Consider the following 21,245-nt stretch of genomic DNA (forward strand, 5'->3'; position numbering starts at 1 on the left):
GGGAAGACCACGCTGGCGCTGCACGTGGGGCACGCACTGCGCGAGGCGCACCCCGACGGCCAGCTCTTCGCCGAGCTGCGCGGCTCCACCGCCCCCGCCGACCCCGCCGACGTGCTGGCCGAGTTCCTGCGCGCGCTCGCGACACCCGAGGAGGACATCCCGGCCACGCGCGACGAGCGGGCGGCGCTGTTCCGGTCCGCGTGCGCGCACCGGCGGCTGCTGGTCGTCCTCGACGACGCCATCGACGCCGCCCAGGTGACGCCGCTGCTGCCCGGCGCCGGCGGCTGCAGCGTGCTGGTGACCAGCCGGCCGCAGCTCAGCATGATCCCGGCCGACGTGCAGATCGACCTCGCGCTGTTCACCGACGACGACGCCTACGAGCTGCTCGAGTCGATGGTCGGCCGCGACCGGCTGGCCGCGGAGCCCGAGGCGACGGCGCTGGTCATCGGCGCCTGCCAGGGGTCGCCGCTGGCGCTGCGCATCGCCGGCGGCCGGCTGGTCACCCGGCCGGCCTGGCCCATCGACCACTTCGCGGAGCGGCTGCTCACCAGCCGCCTCGACGAGCTCGAGATGGGCGATCTCAGCGTCCGCTCCATGCTCATGGCGTCGGTGCAGGGTCTCGACCCCGCCATCGCGTTCCGGTTCCGGCTGCTGGCGGCGGTGCCCGGTCCCGCCGTCGACGTCGAGACCGCGGCGGCCACCTGGGACGTCGGCCCCGACGACGCCCGTGGGGTGCTCGAGCACCTGGTCGACGTCCGGCTCATCGACTCCGCCGCGCCCGACGAGTACCGCTGGCACGACCTCGTCGACGACCACCTGCGCGCCGTCGCCGACCCGCACCGTGTCACCGCCGCCCGGCGCCGGCTGGTCCGCTACTACCTGCGCTGCCTGCACAACCTGTGGCCCGTGCTGCGGCCCGGCGGCACCGTCGTCGAGTCCGGCGCCTGGTTCCCGCACGAGGTCGCCGGCCGCGAGTTCACCGAGCGCGCCGAGGTGCACGCCTGGCTGCACCCGCACACGTCGCTCATGACCTCGCTCGGGCTGTCCGGCCTGCACTCGGACCAGCAGGACATCGTCGACGAGTCCGCCGCGCTGCTGCTGGCGCTCGCGCGGTCGCGGTACGAGTGCTGCCGCGAGGTGCACACCGAGGACCTGTCGCGCGCGGTGCTCGACGTCCCGGCCAAGCTGGGCGACCCGCTGCTGACGGCACGAGCCTGGCACTCGCTGGCGCTCTCGCTCGGGGCGCAGAGCCGCCGCGCCGAGGCCCTCGAGGCCGGCGCCCGCGGCCTGGCCGTCCGCCGCGAGCTGGGCGACCGGTACGGCGAGGTGATCATGCTGCACAACATGGCCGTCTGGCACGAGCTCGACGGCAGCTACGAGCAGGCCGCGGAGCTGTTCGAGCGTTGCGCCGACGCCGACGACGTGCTCTCGCCCGAGGTCCGCCGGCGCTGCCGGCGCAACCTCGCCGACGTCCAGATCAGCATGGGCCGCTACGACGACGCCCGGCGCAACCTCGAGCGCACCGGCGACGGCGTCGGCAACGAGCCGGGCGTCGAGCTGTTCGACCAGCTGCTCGCCGTGGCGCACCTCGACCTCGAGACCGGCGCGGCCGACCGTGCGGTCGCCGGGCTCGAGCGCGCGGTGGCCGTCGCCGTCGAGCTCGACTCCATCCCACTGCAGGCCACCGGTCTGGTCAAAGAGGCATACGCCCTGCGCCGGGCCGGTGGCGACGGCGGCGGCCCGGCCGCGCGCGCCGCGGCGCTGGCCCGCGAGGGCCACCTCGCCGACGTCGAGGCCGAGGCGCTGAGCGAGCTCGGGCACAGCCGGTCCCGGCAGGGCGACGACGAGACCGCCCACGTGCACTGGACGGCCGCGCTGCGCATCTTCGAGTCGCTCGACTCCCCGCGCGCCGACGAGCTGCGGACGCTGGTGGCGAAGCGGCCATGACCCACACGCCGGACCTGGACGCGCACCCGGACCTGGATCCCGGCGCGGCGCCGGGCCGGCGGGAACCGGCCGGGCGCCTCGACGTCCGGCTGCTCGGTGTTGTCGAGGTGCGGCGCAACGGCGTCCCGGTGCCGGTCCCGTCCGGCCGGCCGGCCGTGGTCCTGGCCGCGCTGGCGCTGCGGCCCGGCGCGGTCGTCTCGCAGGCCACGCTGACCCGGCTGCTCTGGCCGGTCGACCAGCCCGAGCACCCGCGGGCCGCGCTGCAGACGCACGTCGCCCGGCTTCGTGCGGTGCTCGGCCGGACCGCCGTCGAGTCGGCCGGCGAGGGCTACCGCCTCGGACTGCCGCCCGACGTCGTCGACGTCGCCCGGTTCCGGACCCTGTTCGCGGCCGCCCGCGCCGGCGACGACGCCGCTCATGAGCTGGACCTGCTCGACCAGGCGCTGGCGCTGTGGCGGGGCAACCCGCTGGCCGGCCTCTGGCCCGACGCGCTCGCCCGGCAGACCGCGCCGTCACTGCTCGACGAGGTGCTCACCGCGGCCGAGCGGGCGCACGAGATCCGGCGCACGCTGCACGGCCCCGACGACGGCCTCGTCCGGCAGCTGCGCGAGCTGGTCGGCGCGCACCCGCACCGCGAGCGCGCGGCCGGGCAGCTCATGCTCGCGCTCACCGCGCAGGGCCGGCAGGGCGACGCGCTCACCGTTTTCCACGACACTGTCCGCGCGCTGCGCGCGCTGGGCCGACGTCCGGGCGCCGAGCTGTCCGCACTCCACGCCCGGCTGCTGGCCGGCGTGGCCGAGCCGACGTCGTCCGCCGTCGGCGCCGATGAACCGGAGCCGCGGCCCGCATCGCCGGCAGCCCCGCCGGCCGTCGCTGCGCAGCGGCCCGCCCAGCTGCCCGGGCGGCCGCCGTCGTTCGTGGGCCGGGCCGTCGAGGTCGCCGCGCTGACGACGGCGTTGCGCGACGGTCCCGCTCCGGCCGGCCGCTGCCGGACGGTGGTCGTGTCCGGACCGGGCGGCACCGGCAAGACGACGCTGGCGCTGCGGGTGGCGCACGAGGTCCGCGACCGCTACCCCGACGGCCAGCTCTTCGCCGACCTGCGCACCAGCACCGATGCCGCCGCGTTGGGGACCGACGCGCTGGCCGGGCTGCTGCGCGCGCTCGGCGTCGGCGGCTCCGACCTGCCCCCGTGCCCGCACGAGCGGGCCGAGCTCTTCCGCCAGCTGTGCGCCGGCCGGCGGCTGCTGGTCCTCATGGACGACGCCGATCCCGAGACGGTGGCGTCGCTGCTGCCGCCCGACTCCGGGTCCGGCGTCATCGTCACCAGCCGGCGCCGCCTGCCCATGCTCCCGGCCGACGCGCGGGTCGATCTGGGCATGTTGCCCGAGCCGGAGGCCCGCCGGCTGCTGGCCTCCGTCGTCGGCCCGGACCGGCTGGCCGCGGAGCCCGAGGCCACCGCCGCCGTGCTCGAGCGCTGCGCCGGGTCGCCGCTGGCGGTCCGCATCGCCGCCGGCCGGCTGGCCACCCGCCCGGCCTGGCCCATCGGCCACTTCGCCGGCCGGCTGCGCGACGGCGACCGCCTGGGTGAGCTGCGCGCCGGCGGGCTCGCCGTGCGCACCATGCTCGACGCGACGTACCTCACCCTGCAGCCGATCCAGGCCCAGCGCTACCGCCTGCTCGCCGCGCTGCCCGGCAACACCGTCGACCCCGAGACGGCGGCCGTCGTCTGGGACGTCGACGTCACCGAGGCCCGCGGGCTACTGGCACGGCTGGCCGACATCCGGCTGGTCGAGCCGCTCGACGGCGGCGGCTACGGCTGGCACGACCTCGTCGACGACCACGTCCGCGCGGTCGCCGACCCCGCGTCGGCGCGCGAGGCGCGGCGCCGGCTGCTGGGCCACCTGCTGCTGAGCCTGCGCAACGCCCGGCTGACGCTGCGCCCGGGCGACCGCGTGCCCGGCCTGCAGGAGCCGCCGAGCGGCTGCCCGGACGGCCGCGCGTTCGCCGACCGCTGCGAGATCCACGCCTGGCTGCACCCGCGCCGGACCCTGTTGGTGTCGCTGGCCCGGGCCGAGCTGGGCCGCGGCGAGTACCCTGCCGTCGACCACGCCGCGGGCATGCTGGTGCTGCTCGACGCCGTCGCACGCGAGTGCTGCGACAGCGGCGACGACGAGGAGACGGCGCGCACCGTGCTCCGCGCCGCCGCCCAGCCGTCCGACCCGGCCATCACCGCGGCGGCGTGGACCAACCTGACGCTGGTGCTGGCCGCCCAGCACCGGCTCGACGAGGCGCACGAGGCGGCCGTCCGGTCGATCGGCCTGCGCCGCGAGCTCGGCGACCGGTACGGCGAGCTGATCATGTTCGAGAACCAGGCCTGCATCCACGTCGAGGCGGGCCGCTACCAGGAGGCGGCCGACGTCATCCAGGCCTGCGTCGACGACCGCGAGTTCCTGTCCGCCCAGGTGCGCGCCCGCTGCCTGCGCACCCGCGCGCGGGCGTACGCCGGGCTGGGCCGCATCGCCGACGCGCGCGGCGACCTCGCCGCGGCGAACGCCGTCGAGACCCCGCGGCCGGAGTCGTACGACGCGCACTATGAGGCCTCCGTCGCCACGGCCGTGCACCGGGCGGCCGGCGAGCGTGAGCCGGCGCTACGGGCCTGCCGGCGTGCCGTCGACGTCGCCGTGGCACTCGGCTCCACGTGGATGCAGGCGCTGTCGCTGCTCGAGACCGCGCGCACGCTGCGGCACTTCGGGGCCGACGGCAGCGGGGCCGCGGCGGACGCCGTCGCCGTCGCCGCCGAGAACAGGCACGTCCGGCTGGCCGCCGAGGCCCGTGCGGAACTCGCCCTCGCAGCCGCCGGCCGCTGACCCGCACGTGTCCGGATTCGTCCGGACAAAGAACGGTCTGACGAATTCTCGGATGAAATGTTCCCAGAATTCACTGTGACCGAATGGTGATGCTGCTGTCACGGTCGCAGCGACTTGTGTAACGTGATCTCGCCCGGGTTTCCGCACGTCAGGCGCATCATTCCGACTGAACGGGCGATTCCGGGCAACGCCATGTCAAGTGGAGTATTTGGAGAATTTGTGACCACAACGCTGCCGCGTCGGCGAAATGCGGCACGGGTTGCCGGGCTGCTCGTCGCCTCGGCCGTGGTGTGCGGAGGCGTCTTCGCCTCCAGCACCGCAGCCCAGGCCGACGAACAGATCCCGGTGTCCGTCCCGACTTTCGCCGCCGACGACTTCATCGAGCTGGCGGCACAGCTGCCGGCCACTCTGCGAGAGGCGATCGAGCGCGACCTCGGCGTCGCCCCCGAGCAGTACCTGGCCAACGCGGAGCGGGCACGTGCCGCCTCCGACGCGGCCACGGTCCTGCGCGACCGGGGCGTCGACGTGCTCGGCACCTCCATCGACGGCAACGACGTCACCATCAATGTCGCGAGCGAGGCGGACGCCGCCGCGGTCGAGGCGAGCGGTGCGAACGTCGTCGTCGGCCCGCTGGCCTCCATGAGCACCGAGCGCGAGGTCCAGCCCGCCGCCGACCACAAGGGCGGCTACGGCTACGCCTACCAGGTCAGCGAGCCGGACGAGACCGGCGCGTTCGACCTGAGCCGCTGCTCCGTCGGGTTCAGCGGCTACGACAGCGACGGCAACTCGCGCTTCCTGACCGCCGGGCACTGCGGCGTCAGCGAGGAGACCGGCGACCTGTTCACCTACCCGGTGCACCACATCGACCTCGACGGTCCCATCTGGGACTCCGAGGACTGGGCCGCGGACTTCCCCGGCCCCGACCTCGGCGAGTTCGTCCCGGGCTCGTTCTACTTCGGCGAAGGCCACGACGGCGGCCTGGTCGACGTCACCGGCGCCGACTGGACCCCGGTGCCGCAGGTGGCCGGCTGGGGCGGCGGCTCCGGTGCGCCGGACGACGCCTCGGTCACCGTCCGCGGCCCGATCGACGCCGTCGCGGGCGCCCAGGCCTGCAAGTCCGGCGCCACCTCGGGCTGGACCTGCGGCGAGATCCTGGTCCCGGCGCAGGAGACCCCGGTCGGCGACCAGAGCGTCGTCGGCTTCGTCTTCAACGCCTGCATGCTGGGTGGCGACAGCGGCGGCTCCGTCGTCGTCGGCAACTACGCCCTGGGCGTCAACTCGGGCTCGACGCACGACGGCCGGCTCGAGTGCGACAGCTGGAACCCGGCGCAGTCGCCCAACACCGGCGACGCCGACTTCAGCATCGGCTACTCGCTCTCGACGGGCAGCGCCAACGCGCTGAACCTGCTGGGCGACCAGTGGGAGCTGGCGGTCGCCGTCAACACCCCGGCCCTGTCGACGCCGCAGGACGGCGCCGAGACCGGCCCGCGGCCGACCTTCGCCGGCACCGTCGAGGCGGCCCGGTCGACCCACAAGGTCCGCGTGGTCGTCGACGGCGAGCACACCTACGAGGGCCGCGTCAGCGACGACGGCACCTTCTCGGTCGCCGTCACCGACGCGCTGGCTCCGGGTGAGCACACCTACGAGGTCATCGCGTCCTACGGCAACTTCTCGCGGTCCGAGGTCGTCGAGGGCGCGTTCACCTCGACCGAGGTCCAGGTCGAGCAGCTCACGGTCACGTCGCCCACCAGCGGCCAGACCACCGACAACCCGCGGCCGGGCTTCACCGGCACCGGCCAGCCCGGCGCCACGGTGACGCTGAAGGTCGGCGACAAGGTGTTCGGCGAGGCGACCGTCGGCGACGACGGCAGCTGGGCCATCACGCCGACCGATGACATGCCGCGCGGCGTGCCCTTCCCGGCCACCGTCACGCAGTCCTACGACAACGACACGCAGGTCGTCCGCGTCGAGGACCTCGGCATCACGGCACCGCCGGTCACCATCGACGAGCCGGAGGACGGGTCCACCGTCGCCGGTGACGTGGTGTTCAGCGGCACCGTGTTCCCGAGCGCCACGCTGACGCTGTCCATCGAGGGCACCGTCGCCGAGTCCTCGGAGCGGGTCCAGACCGCCGCCGACGAGTGGGCCGGCGAGCTGGTCAGCGAGGACGGCACGTGGACGTTCACCCCGGCCGAGCCGCTGGAGGACGGCGAGTACACGCTCACCGTCTCCGCGGTCGACGAGGTGGAGCCGGAGCTGACGACCTCGGAGGCCTCGGTGTCGTTCACCGTCGGCGCCGAGGGCGACGACGACGGCGACTCGCTGCCCGACACCGGTTCGTCCAACACCTGGATGATCGTGGTCGGCGTCGCGCTGCTCGCCCTGGGCGGTGTCGCGATCGCGATCCGCGCCCGGCGCAACGGTACGACGGCCTGAGGCTCGTCGTCCCGGCTGTTCTCTGCGGTTGGCTCCCGGTCCGGCGCGGTCTCGCTGCGCCCGGACTCCGGGGCGCCACCCCTGACACCGGCGGCCCCGGCCCCCGCTTCGTGCGGGGACCGGGGCCGTTGCGCTGACCAGGGGTGAATGCGCGGTGAAAGAGATCTGAAAGTGGGCCTGCCTAGTGTGTGAGTCAGCGCGAGAGACGAGGAAGTCCTCCACCGCCTCGCTCTCGCGCTCGCCCACGGGCGCTTCCACGGGGGAGCTGTCCCGGATATAGACCGGCCCCGCAGGTCCGTGCCCGGCCTGCGGGGCCGCCTGTTCTTCCGAGCCGGCGGACCGCCCGGGCGCGCCCGGCAGCGCTACTCGGCGCGCTTCGCCAGCTTCTTGGCCTGCTTGAGCGATATGTCCTTCGCCTCTTCGGGCAGCCGCCACACGTCGATGCCGCCCATCAGGTTGTACGCGAGCACCTTGATGCGCGGCGCCCCCGCCCGGGCCGGGCGCCTGCTGCCCCGCTCGCCGGTGCCGCCCATCAGCGAGAACCCGCCGACCTCGACGTCGATGGTGTCGGGCACATAGATGTCCATGCCGCCCATGACGCTGATGGCGACGATGGTGGTCTCGTCGGAGTCGAGCTCGGCGTGGCGTAGGTCGATGTCGTGGCCGCCCATGACGGCGATCGCGTTGATGCGCTCCGCGGCCCGCCAGCGGCCGCGCTTCTCCGTCCCGCCCATGAAGGCGACGATCCAGCGCGTGGCCGAGCGCCGCTGGCCGCCGGACGGGACCGGCTGCGTCGTCGCGGCGGGCGCGAGCTCGCCGGTCGGCGACGGGAGGTCGGCCGTCAGGCGGGCGAGGTCGTCGCGAGTGACGGCCGTGTAGGCCTGGCCGATGCGCTCCTCGAGCTCGGCCAGCGTGAGGCGCCCGGTGGTGGCGTGCTCGGACAGCGCCTGGACGACCTGCTCGCGCTCCGCATCGGAGGCGCGCACGCCGCGCAGGACGTGCGGCTCGCGGGCGGGGTCGGCGGGTTCCGGGGCGGTGGTCATACCGCCAGGCTAGTGCCGGATGCGACCGCCGTCGTCCACCGCTCAGTCGACACGTGTTCAGACGCGGGCCGACGGCGACCGGGCGATCAGGGCGTCGACGACCTCGACGTCGGCCGGCAGCCACGGCACCGAGGCCCACTCGCCCGGACCGAGCCAGCGCAGCTCGTCGTGGTCCTCGAGCGGTGCCGGCTCCCCGTCGATGATGAGCACCAGCCAGAGCCGCATCGACAACCCCGGCCCCAGCGCCCATCGTCCGTCGTACGGCCCGGGCAGCTCCGGGCCGACGTCGACGGCGATGCCCAGCTCCTCGCGCAGCTCGCGGTGCAGGGCCTCCAGCGGCTGCTCGCCGGGCTCGACCTTGCCGCCGGGGAACTCCCACCCTCCGGCCAGCTCCGGCGGTTCGCTGCGCCGGGCCGCCAGCAGCCGCGTCGGCCGCGTCAGGTCGTCGACGATCGCCGCCGCGACCACGAGCCGGCCCGGCGCCGGCGACTGCGGTTCGCTCATGCGGGACATCTTCCCCGACGGCGGTGGTCCTCCGTTTCGCCGGAGGGGGTGTTCACCGGCATGACCTCGACATTCCCGGTGTATGACCATCCGTGTTCATGTCGGTCTTCTTGATCGATGTTTGAGATGCGGGGTTTCTGGACAAAACTGGGCGATGGCTACGGAATGTCAGCTCTCTCCGATATGACCGGTACCGGCGCGTCGGGACCGGATCGAAAGGACATCCCCCCGTGACCTCGAACCTGCCGCGGTACCGTCAACGGCCGACCGGCGGCATGCCCCTGCTCGTCAAGGCCGGCATCTTCATGCTGCTGCCACTCCTCGCCGTCGGCGGCATCGTCATGGCCATCACCGACGGCGCCCCGACCCTGACCGCGCGCGCCGAGGGCGGATCCCGGCTGCCCGCCTTCGAGACGCCGGGCACGTCCTCGACCTCGGACCCGGGTGGCGCGCCGTCCGGGACGCCCACGGAGGGCGACGCAACCCCGTCGCCGACCGACGCCGCCACCCCGTCGCCCGAGCAGACCGGCGAGGACGACTCATCCTCCGGCGGTGGTTCCGGCGACGGCTCCGGCTCGGATTCCGGTGCGCCCAGTGAGGATGAGGACCTCGTGGCCACCACGCCGCCGCGCGAGCCCGGCGAGCGCCCGACGTCGCCGGACGACCCGACCGACGACCCGTCGACCCCCCAGGACCCGGACCCGTCGCCGGACCCGTCGCCGGACCCGTCCGAGCCGTCGGAGCCCGAGCCCACCGAGGAGCCCGAGCCGGAGCCCAGCGACGAGCCGGAGGAGCCCGTCGGCGGCCTGTCCGAGCGCGAGCAGGAGGTGTTCGAGCTCACCAACGCGGAGCGCGCCGACGAGGGCTGCGGACCGCTGCGCGCCGATGACCGGCTGCGCGAAGCGGCCGTCCTGCACAGCCAGGACATGGCCGAGCGCGACTACTTCGACCACGTGACCCCCGAGGGCGTCGGCCCGGGCGAGCGGGCCGAGCGGGCCGGCTACGGCAGCTGGGGCGGCGAGAACATCGCCTGGGGCTACCGCAGCGCCGAGGACGTCGTCGAGGGGTGGATGGACAGCCCCGGCCACCGGGAGAACATCCTGAACTGCGACTTCGTGGCCATCGGCATCGGCGCGGCCGACAGCGGCCGCGGCCCGTACTGGACGCAGACGTTCGGCTACGAGTGACCGGCCTCCTGAGCCTCGGCTGAGAAGCGTACTTCGGCTACTTGACTTCGAGTGTGCTCGAAGTCCTACGGTCATGGTGTGACGACGCTCGACGTACGTGACACACCCATCACCCATCCCACCGAGACCATCTCCGAGGTGGCCGAGCGCACCGGCGTGACGGCCCACACCCTGCGCTACTACGAGCGCATCGGCCTGCTCGACGTGCCCCGCGACAGCGCCGGACGCCGGCTCTACACCCCTGACGACGTCGACCGGGTGGTGTTCATCACCCGGCTGCGCCAGCTCGACATGCCCATCCGCGACATCCAGCGCTACTTCGAGCTGGTGCTCGCCGGCCCGGCGACGGAGCCGGACCGGCTGGCGCTGCTGGTGAAGCACCGCGAGACCGTGCGCGTGCGCATGGAGGCGCTGCGCATCGCGCTCGACGTCGTCGACTACAAGATCGCCAAGTACGGCGGCACGGCCGCGCCGTGAGCTCTGTCGTCACGTCCTGGTCTCACGTCACGCCTGCGGCCCCTTGCCGGCCGTTCGGCGCGCGCTGCAGCCGGCGCCAGGCGAGCAACCCGCACAGCGCGAAGCCCAGCGCGTTCGTCAGGCCGTGGGTCGCGGCCATCCAGGTGAGCGACAGGTGCGGGACGGCGTCCCAGACGTGCCCGGCCGCCCAGCTCAGCGCCAGCAGCATCGTCGCCGCGAGCACCGCGGCGCTCACCCCGAACAGCGCCCGGGTCAGCCGCCCACCGGCCGACGGCGCGACCTCGCGCCACACGATCCAGCCGAGCAGCCACATGCCGGCGGTCAGGACGACGGCGCCGGCCAGCTCGACGCCGTCGCCGGTGAAGTAGCCGAGGAAGACCAGCGCGACGCCGCCCGGCACCGTGAGGGCGGCCACCGACGACGACGGCGACGGCGCCCGGCTGGCGGTGAGCCCAGCGACGAGGGCGGCCGCGAACCCGGCGTAGTGGAAGTGCGCCACCGTCAGCAGCTGCGTCGTCATGCCGAAGCCGAGCAGCTCCCGGCCGCCGCGCTCGGCGATCAGTGAGCTGGCCGCGATCGCCGGTGAGACCATCGCGGTCAGCACGGCGACCTCGACCGGGGCCAGCGACCGCCGGCGCAGCAGCCGCAGTAGCGCCAGCATCGCCAGCCACGCCGCCACCGCGGCGTAGCAGCAGGCCAGCGCGACGGCGAAGGCGTCGCCGCGGTCCAGCAGCAGCGACAGCCCGCCGAGCAGCCCGGCGAACGGCCACACCTGCCCTACCGGCCCGAGCCGCTGCCGGTCGTCGTCGATCAGCCGCAGCCCGAGGGGCACCACGACGACCATCCCGAGCGCCAGGATCCAGCCGACCAGTACCGTCACGGACAGCACCATAGGAGGACCGGGCAGACCGGCGGTGACAGGGGCCGGAGGCCTGCTCGACATCGTCGGTGCGAGGCGCCGAGCCAGGGCGACCGTACCCGCGGTCATGCCCGGCCCGACGACGTCGAATGTGTGAGAGGTCGATGGAAGGGGATCGATGGCGGACATCCGGGCCGGCCTGGCGGCGGTGCGCGAACGGGTCGACGCCGCCTGCGCGGCGGCGGGGCGGGCCCCGGACGAGGTCGGGCTGCTGCTGGCCACGAAGACCCAGCCGGCCGCCCGCATCGCCGAGGCCGTCGCCGCCGGCGCCCGGCTCATCGGTGAGAACCGCGTGCAGGAGCTGGCCGAGAAGGACGCCGAGCTGACGGCGCTCGCCGACGGCCGGCCGTTCGAGCGGCACTTCATCGGGCACCTGCAGTCGAACAAGGTCAACCAGGTGCTGCGCTACGTCAGCTGCGTCCAGTCCGTCGACGGCGTCGAGCTGGCCGGCCGACTGCAGCGCCGGCTCGAGGCGCTGGACCGCACGCTCGACGTGCTGGTGCAGGTCAACACGTCCGGCGAACAGAGCAAGTTCGGCGTGGCCGCGGCGGACGCCGTCGCCGTCGTCGGAGAGGTCGCCCGACGTGACCGGCTGCGGGTCCGTGGCCTGATGACGGTCGGCCTGCAGTCGCCCGACGAGGCGGCCGTACGGGCGTCCTACCGGGCTCTGCGCGAGCTGCGCGACCGCGCCGCCGACGCCATGGGAACCGGGCTCCCTGTGCTGTCCATGGGCATGAGCGGCGACCTCGAGGCGGCCGTCGCCGAGGGCGCCACACTGGTCCGCATCGGTTCGGCGGTGTTCGGCGCCCGGCCCCGTACGGCCTGATTCCGGCAGCAGACGGACGTGTTGATCATTCGCGGCCGGCGTCGCCGTCCGGTTATCCTCTTCGCGTCTCGGGAACAACGTCGGATACCGTGCGTTCACGCAGGGAGATGTTCATGGACCGAAGGGGTCGGTTCAGCGCGCCCGGGGAGTGAGGAGCATCCATGGCTCGGTCCACGAACGGCACGGCCCGCCGCCGTCTCGTCGTCGTGGAGTCGCCGGCGAAGGCCAAGACCATCGCCGGTTACCTTGGTGACGGATACATGGTCGAGTCCTCGTTCGGCCACATCCGCGACCTCCCGTCCAAGAAGACCGAGGTCCCCGCCGCCGAGCGCGAGCGCTACGGCAACCCCGTCGGCGTCGACGTCGACGGCGGGTTCGAGCCGCTCTACATCGTCCCGGCCGGCCGCGCCAAGGACCAGGTCAAGAAGCTCAAGACCATGCTCAAAGATGCCGACGAGCTCCTGCTCGCCACCGATGAGGACCGCGAGGGCGAGGCCATCGCGTGGCACCTGCGCGAGGAGCTGAAGCCGAAGGTCCCGGTGCGCCGCATGGTCTTCCACGAGATCACGCGCGACGCCATCAGGGCCGCCGTCGAGAACCCCCGCGACATCGACGAAGACCTCGTCGACGCCCAGGAGACGCGGCGCATCGTCGACCGCCTCTATGGCTACCAGGTCTCGCCCGTGCTGTGGCGCAAGGTCATGCAGGGCCTGTCGGCGGGACGGGTCCAGAGCGTCGCCACGCGGCTGGTCGTCGACCGCGAGCGCGAGCGCATGGCGTTCCGCTCGGCGCAGTACTGGGACCTCACCGCGACCCTCGACACCGGCTCGGCCGACGACCCGCACGCGTTCGAGGCGCGGCTGGCCACCGTCGACGGCGTGCGCGTGGCCAGCGGCCGCGACTTCGACGCCCGCGGCCAGCTCAAGAGCCGCGACGTCGCGGTGCTCGACGAGCAGCGGGCCCGCACCCTGGCCGCCGCGCTCGGCGACTCCGACTACACCGTCCGCTCCGTCGAGGCCAAGCCGTACACGCGCAAGCCGTACGCGCCGTTCCGCACCACCACCATGCAGCAGGAGGCCTCGCGCAAGCTGGGCTACGGCGCGGCCCGCACCATGCAGGTGGCGCAGCGGCTGTACGAGAACGGCTTCATCACCTATATGCGGACCGACTCCATCACGCTCTCGGACTCCGCACTGAACGCGGCCCGGGCCCAGGTGGCGGAGCTGTACGGCACCGAGTACCTGCCCGACGCGCCGCGCAAGTACACCAGCAAGGTCAAGAACGCGCAGGAGGCCCACGAGGCCATCCGCCCGGCGGGCGACAGCTTCCGCACCCCGGCCGAGACCGGCCTGCGCGACGACGAGTACCGCCTGTACGAGCTCATCTGGATGCGCACCGTCGCCTCGCAGATGCGCGACGCCAAGGGCGAGACGCTGACCGTCCGGGTCGGCGCCACCGCGGCCACCGGCGAGGCCGTCGAGCTGACGGCGTCGGGCCGCACCATCACGTTCCACGGCTTCCTCAAGGCCTACGTCGAGGGCGCCGACGACCCCGAGGCCGAGCTCGACGACCGCGAGCGCCGGCTGCCGCACCTCACCGAGGGCCAGGGCCTGACCGCCGCCGGCATCGAGTCCGAGGGGCACAGCACCAAGCCGCCGGCCCGCTACACCGAGGCCACGCTGGTCAAGGAGCTCGAAGACCGCGAGATCGGCCGCCCGTCCACGTACGCGTCGATCATCCGCACCATCCTCGACCGCGGCTACGTGTTCAAGCGCGGCACCGCGCTGGTGCCGGCCTGGCTGGCGTTCGCCGTGGTCCGGCTGCTCGAGGAGCACTTCACCCGGCTGGTCGACTACGAGTTCACCGCCAAGATGGAGGACGTCCTCGACGAGATCGCCGGGGGCCGCGCCGACCGCGCCGCCGAGCTCGCCCAGTTCTGGCACGGCGACGACAGCGTCGACGGACTGAAGAAGCTCGCCGACAACCTCGGCGAGATCGACGCGCGCGAGATCTCGTCGTTCCCCATCGGCGACGGCTTCACGGTCCGGGTCGGGCGCTACGGGCCGTACCTCGAGGACGCCGAGGGCAACCGCGGCAGCATCCCCGAGGACCTGCCGCCCGACGAGCTGACCCCGGACCTCGCCCGCGACCTCGTGGCCAGGGGCAACGGCGACCGCGAGCTGGGCGAGAACCCGGCCACCGGGCGGGTGGTGGTCGCGAAGTCCGGCCGCTACGGCCCGTACGTCACCGAGATCCTCCCCGACGACGCGCCGAAGAACGAGCGTCCGCCCACGGCGTCGCTGTTCAGCACCATGTCGGTCGACACCGTCTCGCTCGACGAGGCGCTGCAGCTGCTCACGCTGCCGCGCGTGGTCGGCAAGGACGCCGAGGGCAACGAGATCATCGCCAGCAACGGCCGTTACGGCCCGTACGTGAAGAAGGGCTCCGAGACTCGGTCGCTGCCCGACGAGCCGTCGCTGTTCACCGTCACCGTCGACGACGCCGAGAAGCTGTTCGCCCAGCCCAAGGGCCGCCGCGGCGCCCGGGCGGCCACCCCGCCGCTGCGCGAGCTGGGCACCGACCCCGCGTCGGGCAAGCCGCTGGTGGTCAAGGACGGCCGCTTCGGCCCCTACGTCACCGACGGCGAGACCAACGTGACGGTGCCGCGGGGGACCGACATCGAGCAGCTCACCCACGAGCGCGCCGTCGAGCTCATCGCCGAGAAGCGGGCCAAGGGCCCGGCGCCGAAGAAGCGCGCGGCCCGGTCCCGCAGCTGACGCCGTCGCGCACCGCGCCGCAGACGAAGAACGGGCGCCGGCCACCCCCAGCAGGGTGACCGGCGCCCGTCGCCGGTGTGGAGCCGACGCTCAGTCGCCGCGGACGATGAACCCGGGCGGGCCGAAGCGGACCCCGGTCTCGGGGTCGACGCTGTAGTGGGAGTACGGCGAGAAGCTGCCGGAGGCGATCTCCTTCTCGACCTCCTCCATGGGCACGTGCTTGCCGGCCTCGATCTTGCGGTCCAGGCCGAGCCAGTCGAGCATGCGCTTGTTCGTGATGCCCATGTAGAGGACGGGCCCGTCGCCGGAGTTGACGTGGGTGTGCCACTGCATCGTCGGGATGAAGAGGAAGTCGCCCTGCTCCCACGGGACCTTGACGCCCTGGACCTCGGAGTGGCCGACGCCCTTCATGATGTAGATGGCGGCCTCGTTGTGGTGCTTGTGCAGCCGGGTCTGCTGGCCGGGCGCGAGCTCGGAGATGTGCAGCTGGATGGTCCGCAGCGGCAGGTCGATGTCGCGGGCCGGGTGCTGGCGGTCGCCGTCGGCGTAGAGGTCGAGGTGCGGCTGACGGTGGATGAGCGGCTGCGCCTCGAGCGGCCGGACCTCGTCCTCGTGGTAGTGCAGCTTGCCGGTGCGACGCGGGTTGGTCGGATCGTGGTCATGCCCGTGGCCGTGACCATGGCCGTGCCCGTGGCCGCCGGCCTGCTCCGGCACGTCGTGATCGGTCATGCGGAGTGCTCCTCGCTCGATGGGACGCGCTAGTCCGGGTCCTGCCCACGATGATGCACCCGGTTCGGGGTGTCAAGGATAAAAGATACGGTTGACGGAACTGCGCCGAGAGGTTTATATCTCGTATCCAATCCACTGCGGCCACTGTCGTCGCCGCGGTCCGGCGGGACGGAGCTGCGCATGGCCGAACGGGTGTGGGACGCGTTCCTCAGCGAGCGCGACATGGCACACCTCGCCGCGTCGCCGCCCACCACGCGGTACGGCTTCGGGCGCAAGGCCGCCGTGCTGAGCGTCGACAACTACCGCAAGGCGGTGGGCGACGAGCCCGAGCCGCTGCTCGAGGCGATCAAGACCTGGCCCGGCAGCACCGGCCTGGACGGCTGGGCGGCGCTGGAGCGGATCGAGCAGCTGTTGGCCACCGCACGTGAGTGCGGGGTCGAGGTGGTCCACCTGACGGCGCTCGCCGCGGAGGAGTCCGGTATCCCCGCGTGGGGCGCGAAGATCGGCGGCCGGCATGCGCCGCCGGTGCGCACGCCCGAGGAGGCCGACCGGCACCGCCGCCGGCTCGACATCGTCGAGCAGGCCGCACCGCTCCCGGGCGAGGTGGTGCTGAAGAAGACCGGGCCGAGCGCCTTCTTCGGCACCCCTCTCGCCGCGCACCTCATCGGCCAGGGCGTCGACACCATCATCGTCTGCGGCGAGAGCGTCAGCGGCTGTGTGCGCGCCACGGTCGTCGACGGCCGCAGCCACCGGTTCAACGTCGTCGTGGTCGAGGACTGCGTGTACGACCGGCACGAGGCCTCGCGCGCGATCAACCTGTTCGACATGGACCAGAAGTACGCCGACGTCATCTCGCTCGACGAGGTGACGGCATGGCTGCTGACCCAGCGGCGGCGATGACCGGCCGTGCGGCGGCTGACCCGGTTCCGGGCGGCGCGCGGACGCGTCTTCCGGTCCCTCGCCGAGCGCAACTACCGGCGGTTCTTCGTCGGGCACAGCTGTTCGGTGGTGGGCACCTGGATGCAGCGGATCGGGCAGGACTGGCTGGTCCTCGAGTTGACCGGCAGCGCCTTCGCCCTCGGTGTCTCGATGGTCTGCCAGTTCCTGCCCGTCCTGGTCGGCGGGGTCTGGGGCGGAGTGGTGGTCGACCGGGTGGACACCCGGCGGCTGCTCATGGTGACGCAGGCGGCTCAGGCACTCCTGGCCGCCGCGCTGGCGGTCTTCTCGCTGACCGGCACCGCGACGCTGCCGATCGTCTACGGCCTGGCGGTGGGGCTGGGCATCGTGACGGTGTTCGACAATCCCGCGCGGCACACGTTCATCGCCGAACTGGTCGGCGAGGAGAACATCGTCAACGCCCAGGCGTTGAGCAGTCTGGTGAACAACGCCGGCCGCCTGGTCGGGCCGGCGCTGGCAGGCGGGCTGATCGTCCTGGTCGGCGTCGGTGCGACGTTCGTGATCAACGCCGTCTCGTTCGTCGCGGTGATGATCGCGCTGTGGCTGATGGACGTCACCGCGCTGCGACGGCGCGAGCCGGTGCCACGCGCGCCCGGCCAGGCCCGCGAGGGGCTGCGGTACGTGTGGCACCACCCGGAGCTGCGGCTGGCGATCCTGCTGGTGACCATGGTCTCGGTGTTCGGGCAGAACTTCCGGGTGGTGTTCCCGATCCTCGCGTCGGACGTGTTCGGCGGCGACGCGCGGATCTACGGCTGGCTGACGGCGGCGCTGGGGCTGGGCGCCGTGGCCGGGGGGTTCGTCAGCGCCGCGGCGGTCACGGTGACGCTGCGGCGGGCGATCGTGGCCTGCGCCGCGTTCGGTGTGGCGACGCTGGGCATCGCGGTGTCGCCGGTGCTGGCGGCCGCCCTGGCGGCGGTCGTGCTGCTGGGCGTCACGAACATGACCTTCAACACGCTGGCCCGCACACTGGTCCAGCTGCGCGCGGCGCCGGAGATGCGCGGGCGGGTCATGGCGATCCACGGTCTGGTCTTCCTCGGCGGCACGCCGATCGGCGGGCCGCTGGTAGGGCTGCTGTGCGAGTGGCGGGGCGCCCGGGCCGGGCTGCTGGTCTCGGGCCTCGCCTGCCTCGCCGGAGCGGCCGCCGTCGTCGCCTTCCAGCGTCTTGCCCGATCAGGCAACGCACTTTAGACTCTGTATCAATTATCCAAAATGGAGGTTCGATGCGGATCGAAGACGTCGTCTTCTACAGCGAGGGCAGCCGGATCTCGGCGTCCTGGCGCACGCCGGATCAGTCCGACGGACCGCTGCGGGCCATCGTGCAGGGGCCGGGCTGGCTCGGTCTCAAGGACGCCAAGCTGTACGTCCGGTACCACGAGGCGCTCACCGCCGCGGGGTTCGCCGTACTGATCTTCGACTACCGGGGATTCGGCGACTCCGAGGGCGAGAAGAAGCTCTCCCCGGCCGTCCAGTTGCAGGACCTGCGCAACGCCGTGACCTACCTGACCACACGCGACGACGTCGACCACGACCGCATCGGCGTGTTCGGCTCCGGCGGCACCGGCGGCGGCAACGCCGTCCTGCTGGCCGCCGTGGACGACCGCGTCCGGGCCGCCGTCAGCCAGCTTCCCGTCGCCAACGGCCGCGACTGGCTGCACCGCATGCGTTCGGAGTACGAGTGGCTCGACTTCCTCAAGGGCCTCGACGAGGACCGCCGCGAACGGGTCGCCACCGGCAAGGGCCGGCTGGTCCACCCGCGCGAGGAGATCATGGTCCCGACGCCGGAGCGGCGCGCCACCACGGTCAAGGCCGACGTCGACAGCCGCATCCCCACCGCCGTCTCGCTGGCCGCGGCCGACGAGATCCTCGAGTACGACCCGCTGGCCGCCGCCCGCACGCTGACCACGCCGCTCATGGTCATCGGCATCGAGGGCGACGCGACCACGCCCACCGACCACGCCGTCGCGATCTACGAGGCCGCCAAGGGCCCGCGCAGCCTGGTCATGCAGCGCCACACCACGCACTACGCCGCGTACGACAAGTACTGGGAGACCGTCACCCCGGCGATCGTGCGGTGGTTCGACACCCACCTGAGCAACGGCGACGTCGTCATCACCACGCAGGACGGCCCGGCCGAGTCCGTGACCTACCTGGAGGGGCAGTGACATGGCAGTGACGACCCGGATCAACGGAGGCGACGTCGTCACTCCGGACGGCACGGTGCGTGCCGACATCCTCGTCTCCGACGACGGCACGATCGCCGGCCTGGTCGCGCCGGGCACCGCGATCGGCGACGACGCGACGGTCGTCGACGCCACCGGCCGCCTGGTCCTGCCGGGCATGGTCGACGTCCACGTGCACACCCGCGAGCCCGGGTACACGCACAAGGAGGACATCACCACCACGACCGAGCAGGCCGCGGTGGGCGGTGTCACCACGATCTTCGGCATGCCCAACCTCGACCCGCCGACCACGGACCGCACGACCCTCGACGAGGTCATGGCGCTGTACGCGGAGAAGTCGATCGTCGACTACAACCACAACCCGGCGCCGACGAACTTCGACGACATCGCGTCGATGGCCGAAGCCGGCATCAACGCCTACAAGATCTACATGGTCGTCGACACCGGCCGCACGTACCCGCACCCGGCCGGCACCGGCATGCACGACCACGGGCACCTGCTGCAGATGATGGACCTCATCAAGCCCACCGGGAAGCGGTTCATCATCCACCCGCACGACCAGGCGCTGATGGACTACATCGAGGGCGAGGTGCTGGCCCGCGGTGACAACACCCCGCAGGGCTACGCCGGCGCCTACGCCGCCCGCGACGGCGTCATCTGGGACACCGCCATCGACGTGGTGCTGCGGCTGTCCGAGGCCTCGGGCTGCCCCATCCACATCGCCCACATGCAGACCGCCCGCTCCATCGACGCGGTGCGCCGCGCCAAGGCCCGCGGCGTCGACGTCACCGGCGAGGTCAACCACTGGGCGCTGTTCCTGTCCACGTGGCGCGACGTCGAGACGCTGGGCCCGTACGCGCTGTCGTACTGGGTACCCGACAACCACCGCGAGGCCGTGTGGGAGGGCCTGCTCGACGGCACCATCGACATGATCTCCTCCGACCACGCGCCGCACACGCGGGAGGAGAAGGAGGTCGGCTGGACGAAGATGTGGAGCGCCCACACCGGCACTCCCGGCATCCAGTACTACTACCCGCTGCTGCTCGACGCGGTGCGCCAGGGCAGGCTCTCGCTGGAGCGCGCCGTCGAGGCCGCCGCCCGCCGCCCGGCCGACTCGTTCGGCCTCACCGGCGTGAAGGGCCGCATCAGCGTGGGCTACGACGCCGACCTGGTGATCGCGAACCTCGACAGCCCGTGGACCATCACGAACGACGACGTCCTGTCCCGCGTGGGGTGGACGCCGTACGACGGCCGGAGCATCGGCGTCCGGTTCGAACGCACGCTCGTCCGCGGCGCGGACGTCTTCGCCGACGGCGCCGTCGTCGGCAAGCCCGGCCACGGCCGGCTCGCCACCGCCCACCCCTCCGCCTGAACCGGCCTCGACGAAGGACGACGACGAATGAAATATGGACTGCTGCTGCCTCACTTCGGTGAGCAGGCCGACCGCGACAAGCTGCTCCGGGGCTCCCAGCGCGCCGAGGAGCTCGGGTTCGACTCCGTCTGGGTGCGCGACCACCTGGTCTTCGAGCCGCACGGCGAGATGGAGAAGCCGAACCGGACCTTCTACGACGCGCTGACCACGCTGACCGCGATCGGCGCCGTCACCGAGCGGATCCAGCTGGGCACCGGCTCGCTGATCCCGTTCCGGCACCCGCTGGTGACGGCGCTCATGGCCGGCACCATGTCGCACCTGCTCGGCGAGGACCGGCTCATCCTGGGCTTCGGCGCCGGCACGTTCGACCACGAGTTCGAGGCCATCGGCTGGGGCGACCGCGACCGCGTCGAGCTGGTCCGCTCCAACGCCGAGATCCTCAAGCGGGTCTTCACCGAGAACGAGGTCACCTACAAGGACGACAACTTCTCCTTCGAGGACGTCAGCATCGAGCCGAAGCCGCTGGGCGGGCGCATCCCGTTCTGGTACTGCGGCGCGACCCCGCGCTCGGCCCGCCTCGCCGTCGAGTTCTGCGACGGCTGGATGCCCGGCCGCATCGCCATGGCCACGCTGAAGAAGCGGGTCGAGGTCATCGACGAGCTCTCGGCCGCGGCCGGCAGGAAGCGTCCGACCATCGCCGTCATCCCGCCGACGTCCATCGAGCGCACCCGCGAGGAGGCGCTGCAGCACGTCAACATCCCCGGCCTGCTGGCCTGGGCGAACAAGTCCAAGTGGGCGGTCAAGCCGCCGTCGGGCCAGTTCGAGACGGTCGAGGACCTCGAGGGCCAGCTCATCGCCGGTGACGTCGACGGCGCCGTCGAGGAATGCCGTAAGTTCGAGGCAGCCGGTGTCGAGCACCTGGTCTTCGACTTCCGCTTCAAGTTCGACAAGTGGTTCGACCAGATCGAGCTGCTCGGCACCGAGGTCCTGCCCAAGCTCAAGGGCTGACGGCTCGAGGGCTGAG

General features: G+C 72.8%; 16 protein-coding genes. 12 read left to right on the forward strand and 4 right to left on the reverse strand.

Annotated elements, in window-relative coordinates; all coding sequences use genetic code 11:
• The 3 genes from E1212_RS24845 to E1212_RS24855 form a co-directional block, all read left to right on the forward strand.
• Window positions 1–1,947: tetratricopeptide repeat protein (locus E1212_RS24845; RefSeq protein WP_131987480.1), on the forward strand; the 1,947-nt coding region annotated here is incomplete at its 5' end.
• On the forward strand, window positions 1,944–4,814 hold the full coding sequence (locus E1212_RS24850; protein ID WP_131987482.1) for an AfsR/SARP family transcriptional regulator: 2,871 nt from the start codon (window positions 1,944–1,946) through the stop codon (window positions 4,812–4,814). The genes E1212_RS24845 and E1212_RS24850, both read left to right, overlap by 4 nt.
• A 345-nt stretch (window positions 4,815–5,159) precedes the next feature.
• Window positions 5,160–7,250, forward strand: coding sequence for an Ig-like domain-containing protein (locus E1212_RS24855; protein ID WP_131987484.1), 2,091 nt, complete (start codon window positions 5,160–5,162; stop codon window positions 7,248–7,250).
• Between the two features lie 362 nt (window positions 7,251–7,612).
• Here E1212_RS24855 and E1212_RS24860 read toward each other — a convergent pair whose 3' ends face one another.
• Together E1212_RS24860 and E1212_RS24865 are read right to left on the reverse strand one after the other, a co-directional pair.
• Complete coding sequence (locus E1212_RS24860; RefSeq protein ID WP_131987486.1) at window positions 7,613–8,293, reverse strand: DUF1707 SHOCT-like domain-containing protein; 681 nt, start codon at window positions 8,291–8,293, stop codon at window positions 7,613–7,615.
• A gap of 57 nt (window positions 8,294–8,350) precedes the next feature.
• Window positions 8,351–8,797, reverse strand: a complete 447-nt coding sequence (locus E1212_RS24865; protein ID WP_131987488.1) for a (deoxy)nucleoside triphosphate pyrophosphohydrolase — start codon at window positions 8,795–8,797, stop codon at window positions 8,351–8,353.
• A 230-nt stretch (window positions 8,798–9,027) separates the two neighbouring features.
• Between E1212_RS24865 and E1212_RS24870 the strand changes: the two genes are divergently transcribed.
• Window positions 9,028–9,984 carry a CAP domain-containing protein gene (locus tag E1212_RS24870; RefSeq protein WP_203417184.1) on the forward strand — a complete coding sequence of 319 codons (957 nt, stop codon included), beginning with the start codon at window positions 9,028–9,030 and terminating at the stop codon, window positions 9,982–9,984.
• Between the two features lie 78 nt (window positions 9,985–10,062).
• A complete protein-coding gene (locus E1212_RS24875) occupies window positions 10,063–10,461 on the forward strand; it encodes a MerR family transcriptional regulator (protein ID WP_203417185.1) in 399 nt (132 codons plus the stop codon).
• Between the two features lie 22 nt (window positions 10,462–10,483).
• Here E1212_RS24875 and E1212_RS24880 read toward each other — a convergent pair whose 3' ends face one another.
• Window positions 10,484–11,341, reverse strand: a complete 858-nt coding sequence (locus tag E1212_RS24880; RefSeq protein ID WP_131987492.1) for a YndJ family protein — start codon at window positions 11,339–11,341, stop codon at window positions 10,484–10,486.
• Between the two features lie 157 nt (window positions 11,342–11,498).
• Between E1212_RS24880 and E1212_RS24885 the strand changes: the two genes are divergently transcribed.
• Window positions 11,499–12,206 carry a YggS family pyridoxal phosphate-dependent enzyme gene (locus E1212_RS24885; RefSeq protein ID WP_131987494.1) on the forward strand — a complete coding sequence of 236 codons (708 nt, stop codon included), beginning with the start codon at window positions 11,499–11,501 and terminating at the stop codon, window positions 12,204–12,206.
• Window positions 12,207–12,367: 161 nt separating this feature from the next.
• Entirely contained in the window at window positions 12,368–14,983 is a 2,616-nt protein-coding gene (gene topA / locus E1212_RS24890) for a type I DNA topoisomerase (RefSeq protein ID WP_131987496.1), read from the forward strand.
• Window positions 14,984–15,073: 90 nt separating this feature from the next.
• On the opposite strand, the gene E1212_RS24895 is transcribed toward topA, so the two are convergent.
• The gene (locus tag E1212_RS24895; RefSeq protein WP_131987498.1) at window positions 15,074–15,712 is read right to left on the reverse strand and encodes a cupin domain-containing protein; all 639 of its coding nucleotides are present in this window, start codon (window positions 15,710–15,712) and stop codon (window positions 15,074–15,076) included.
• A gap of 180 nt (window positions 15,713–15,892) precedes the next feature.
• Here E1212_RS24895 and E1212_RS24900 point away from each other — a divergent pair, with 180 nt between their 5' ends.
• Genes E1212_RS24900 through E1212_RS24920 form a run of 5 tightly spaced genes read left to right on the forward strand, consistent with a single transcriptional unit; the run spans window position 15,893 to window position 21,229 of the window.
• Window positions 15,893–16,612, forward strand: a complete 720-nt coding sequence (locus E1212_RS24900) for an isochorismatase family protein (protein ID WP_131987500.1) — start codon at window positions 15,893–15,895, stop codon at window positions 16,610–16,612.
• Between the two features lie 6 nt (window positions 16,613–16,618).
• Entirely contained in the window at window positions 16,619–17,857 is a 1,239-nt protein-coding gene (locus tag E1212_RS24905) for an MFS transporter (protein WP_131987502.1), read from the forward strand.
• A 32-nt stretch (window positions 17,858–17,889) separates the two neighbouring features.
• A complete protein-coding gene (locus tag E1212_RS24910) occupies window positions 17,890–18,831 on the forward strand; it encodes an alpha/beta hydrolase (protein WP_131987504.1) in 942 nt (313 codons plus the stop codon).
• A gap of 1 nt (window position 18,832) precedes the next feature.
• Window positions 18,833–20,221 (forward strand): dihydroorotase, encoded by a 1,389-nt coding sequence (locus E1212_RS24915; protein WP_131987506.1) that lies wholly within the window; start codon window positions 18,833–18,835, stop codon window positions 20,219–20,221.
• Between the two features lie 27 nt (window positions 20,222–20,248).
• Complete coding sequence (locus E1212_RS24920; protein WP_131987508.1) at window positions 20,249–21,229, forward strand: LLM class flavin-dependent oxidoreductase; 981 nt, start codon at window positions 20,249–20,251, stop codon at window positions 21,227–21,229.
• The last annotated feature ends 16 nt before the right edge of the window (window positions 21,230–21,245 follow it).

Source organism: Jiangella ureilytica (assembly GCF_004348545.1).
GTDB classification, from domain to species: Bacteria; Actinomycetota; Actinomycetes; order Jiangellales; family Jiangellaceae; genus Jiangella; species Jiangella ureilytica.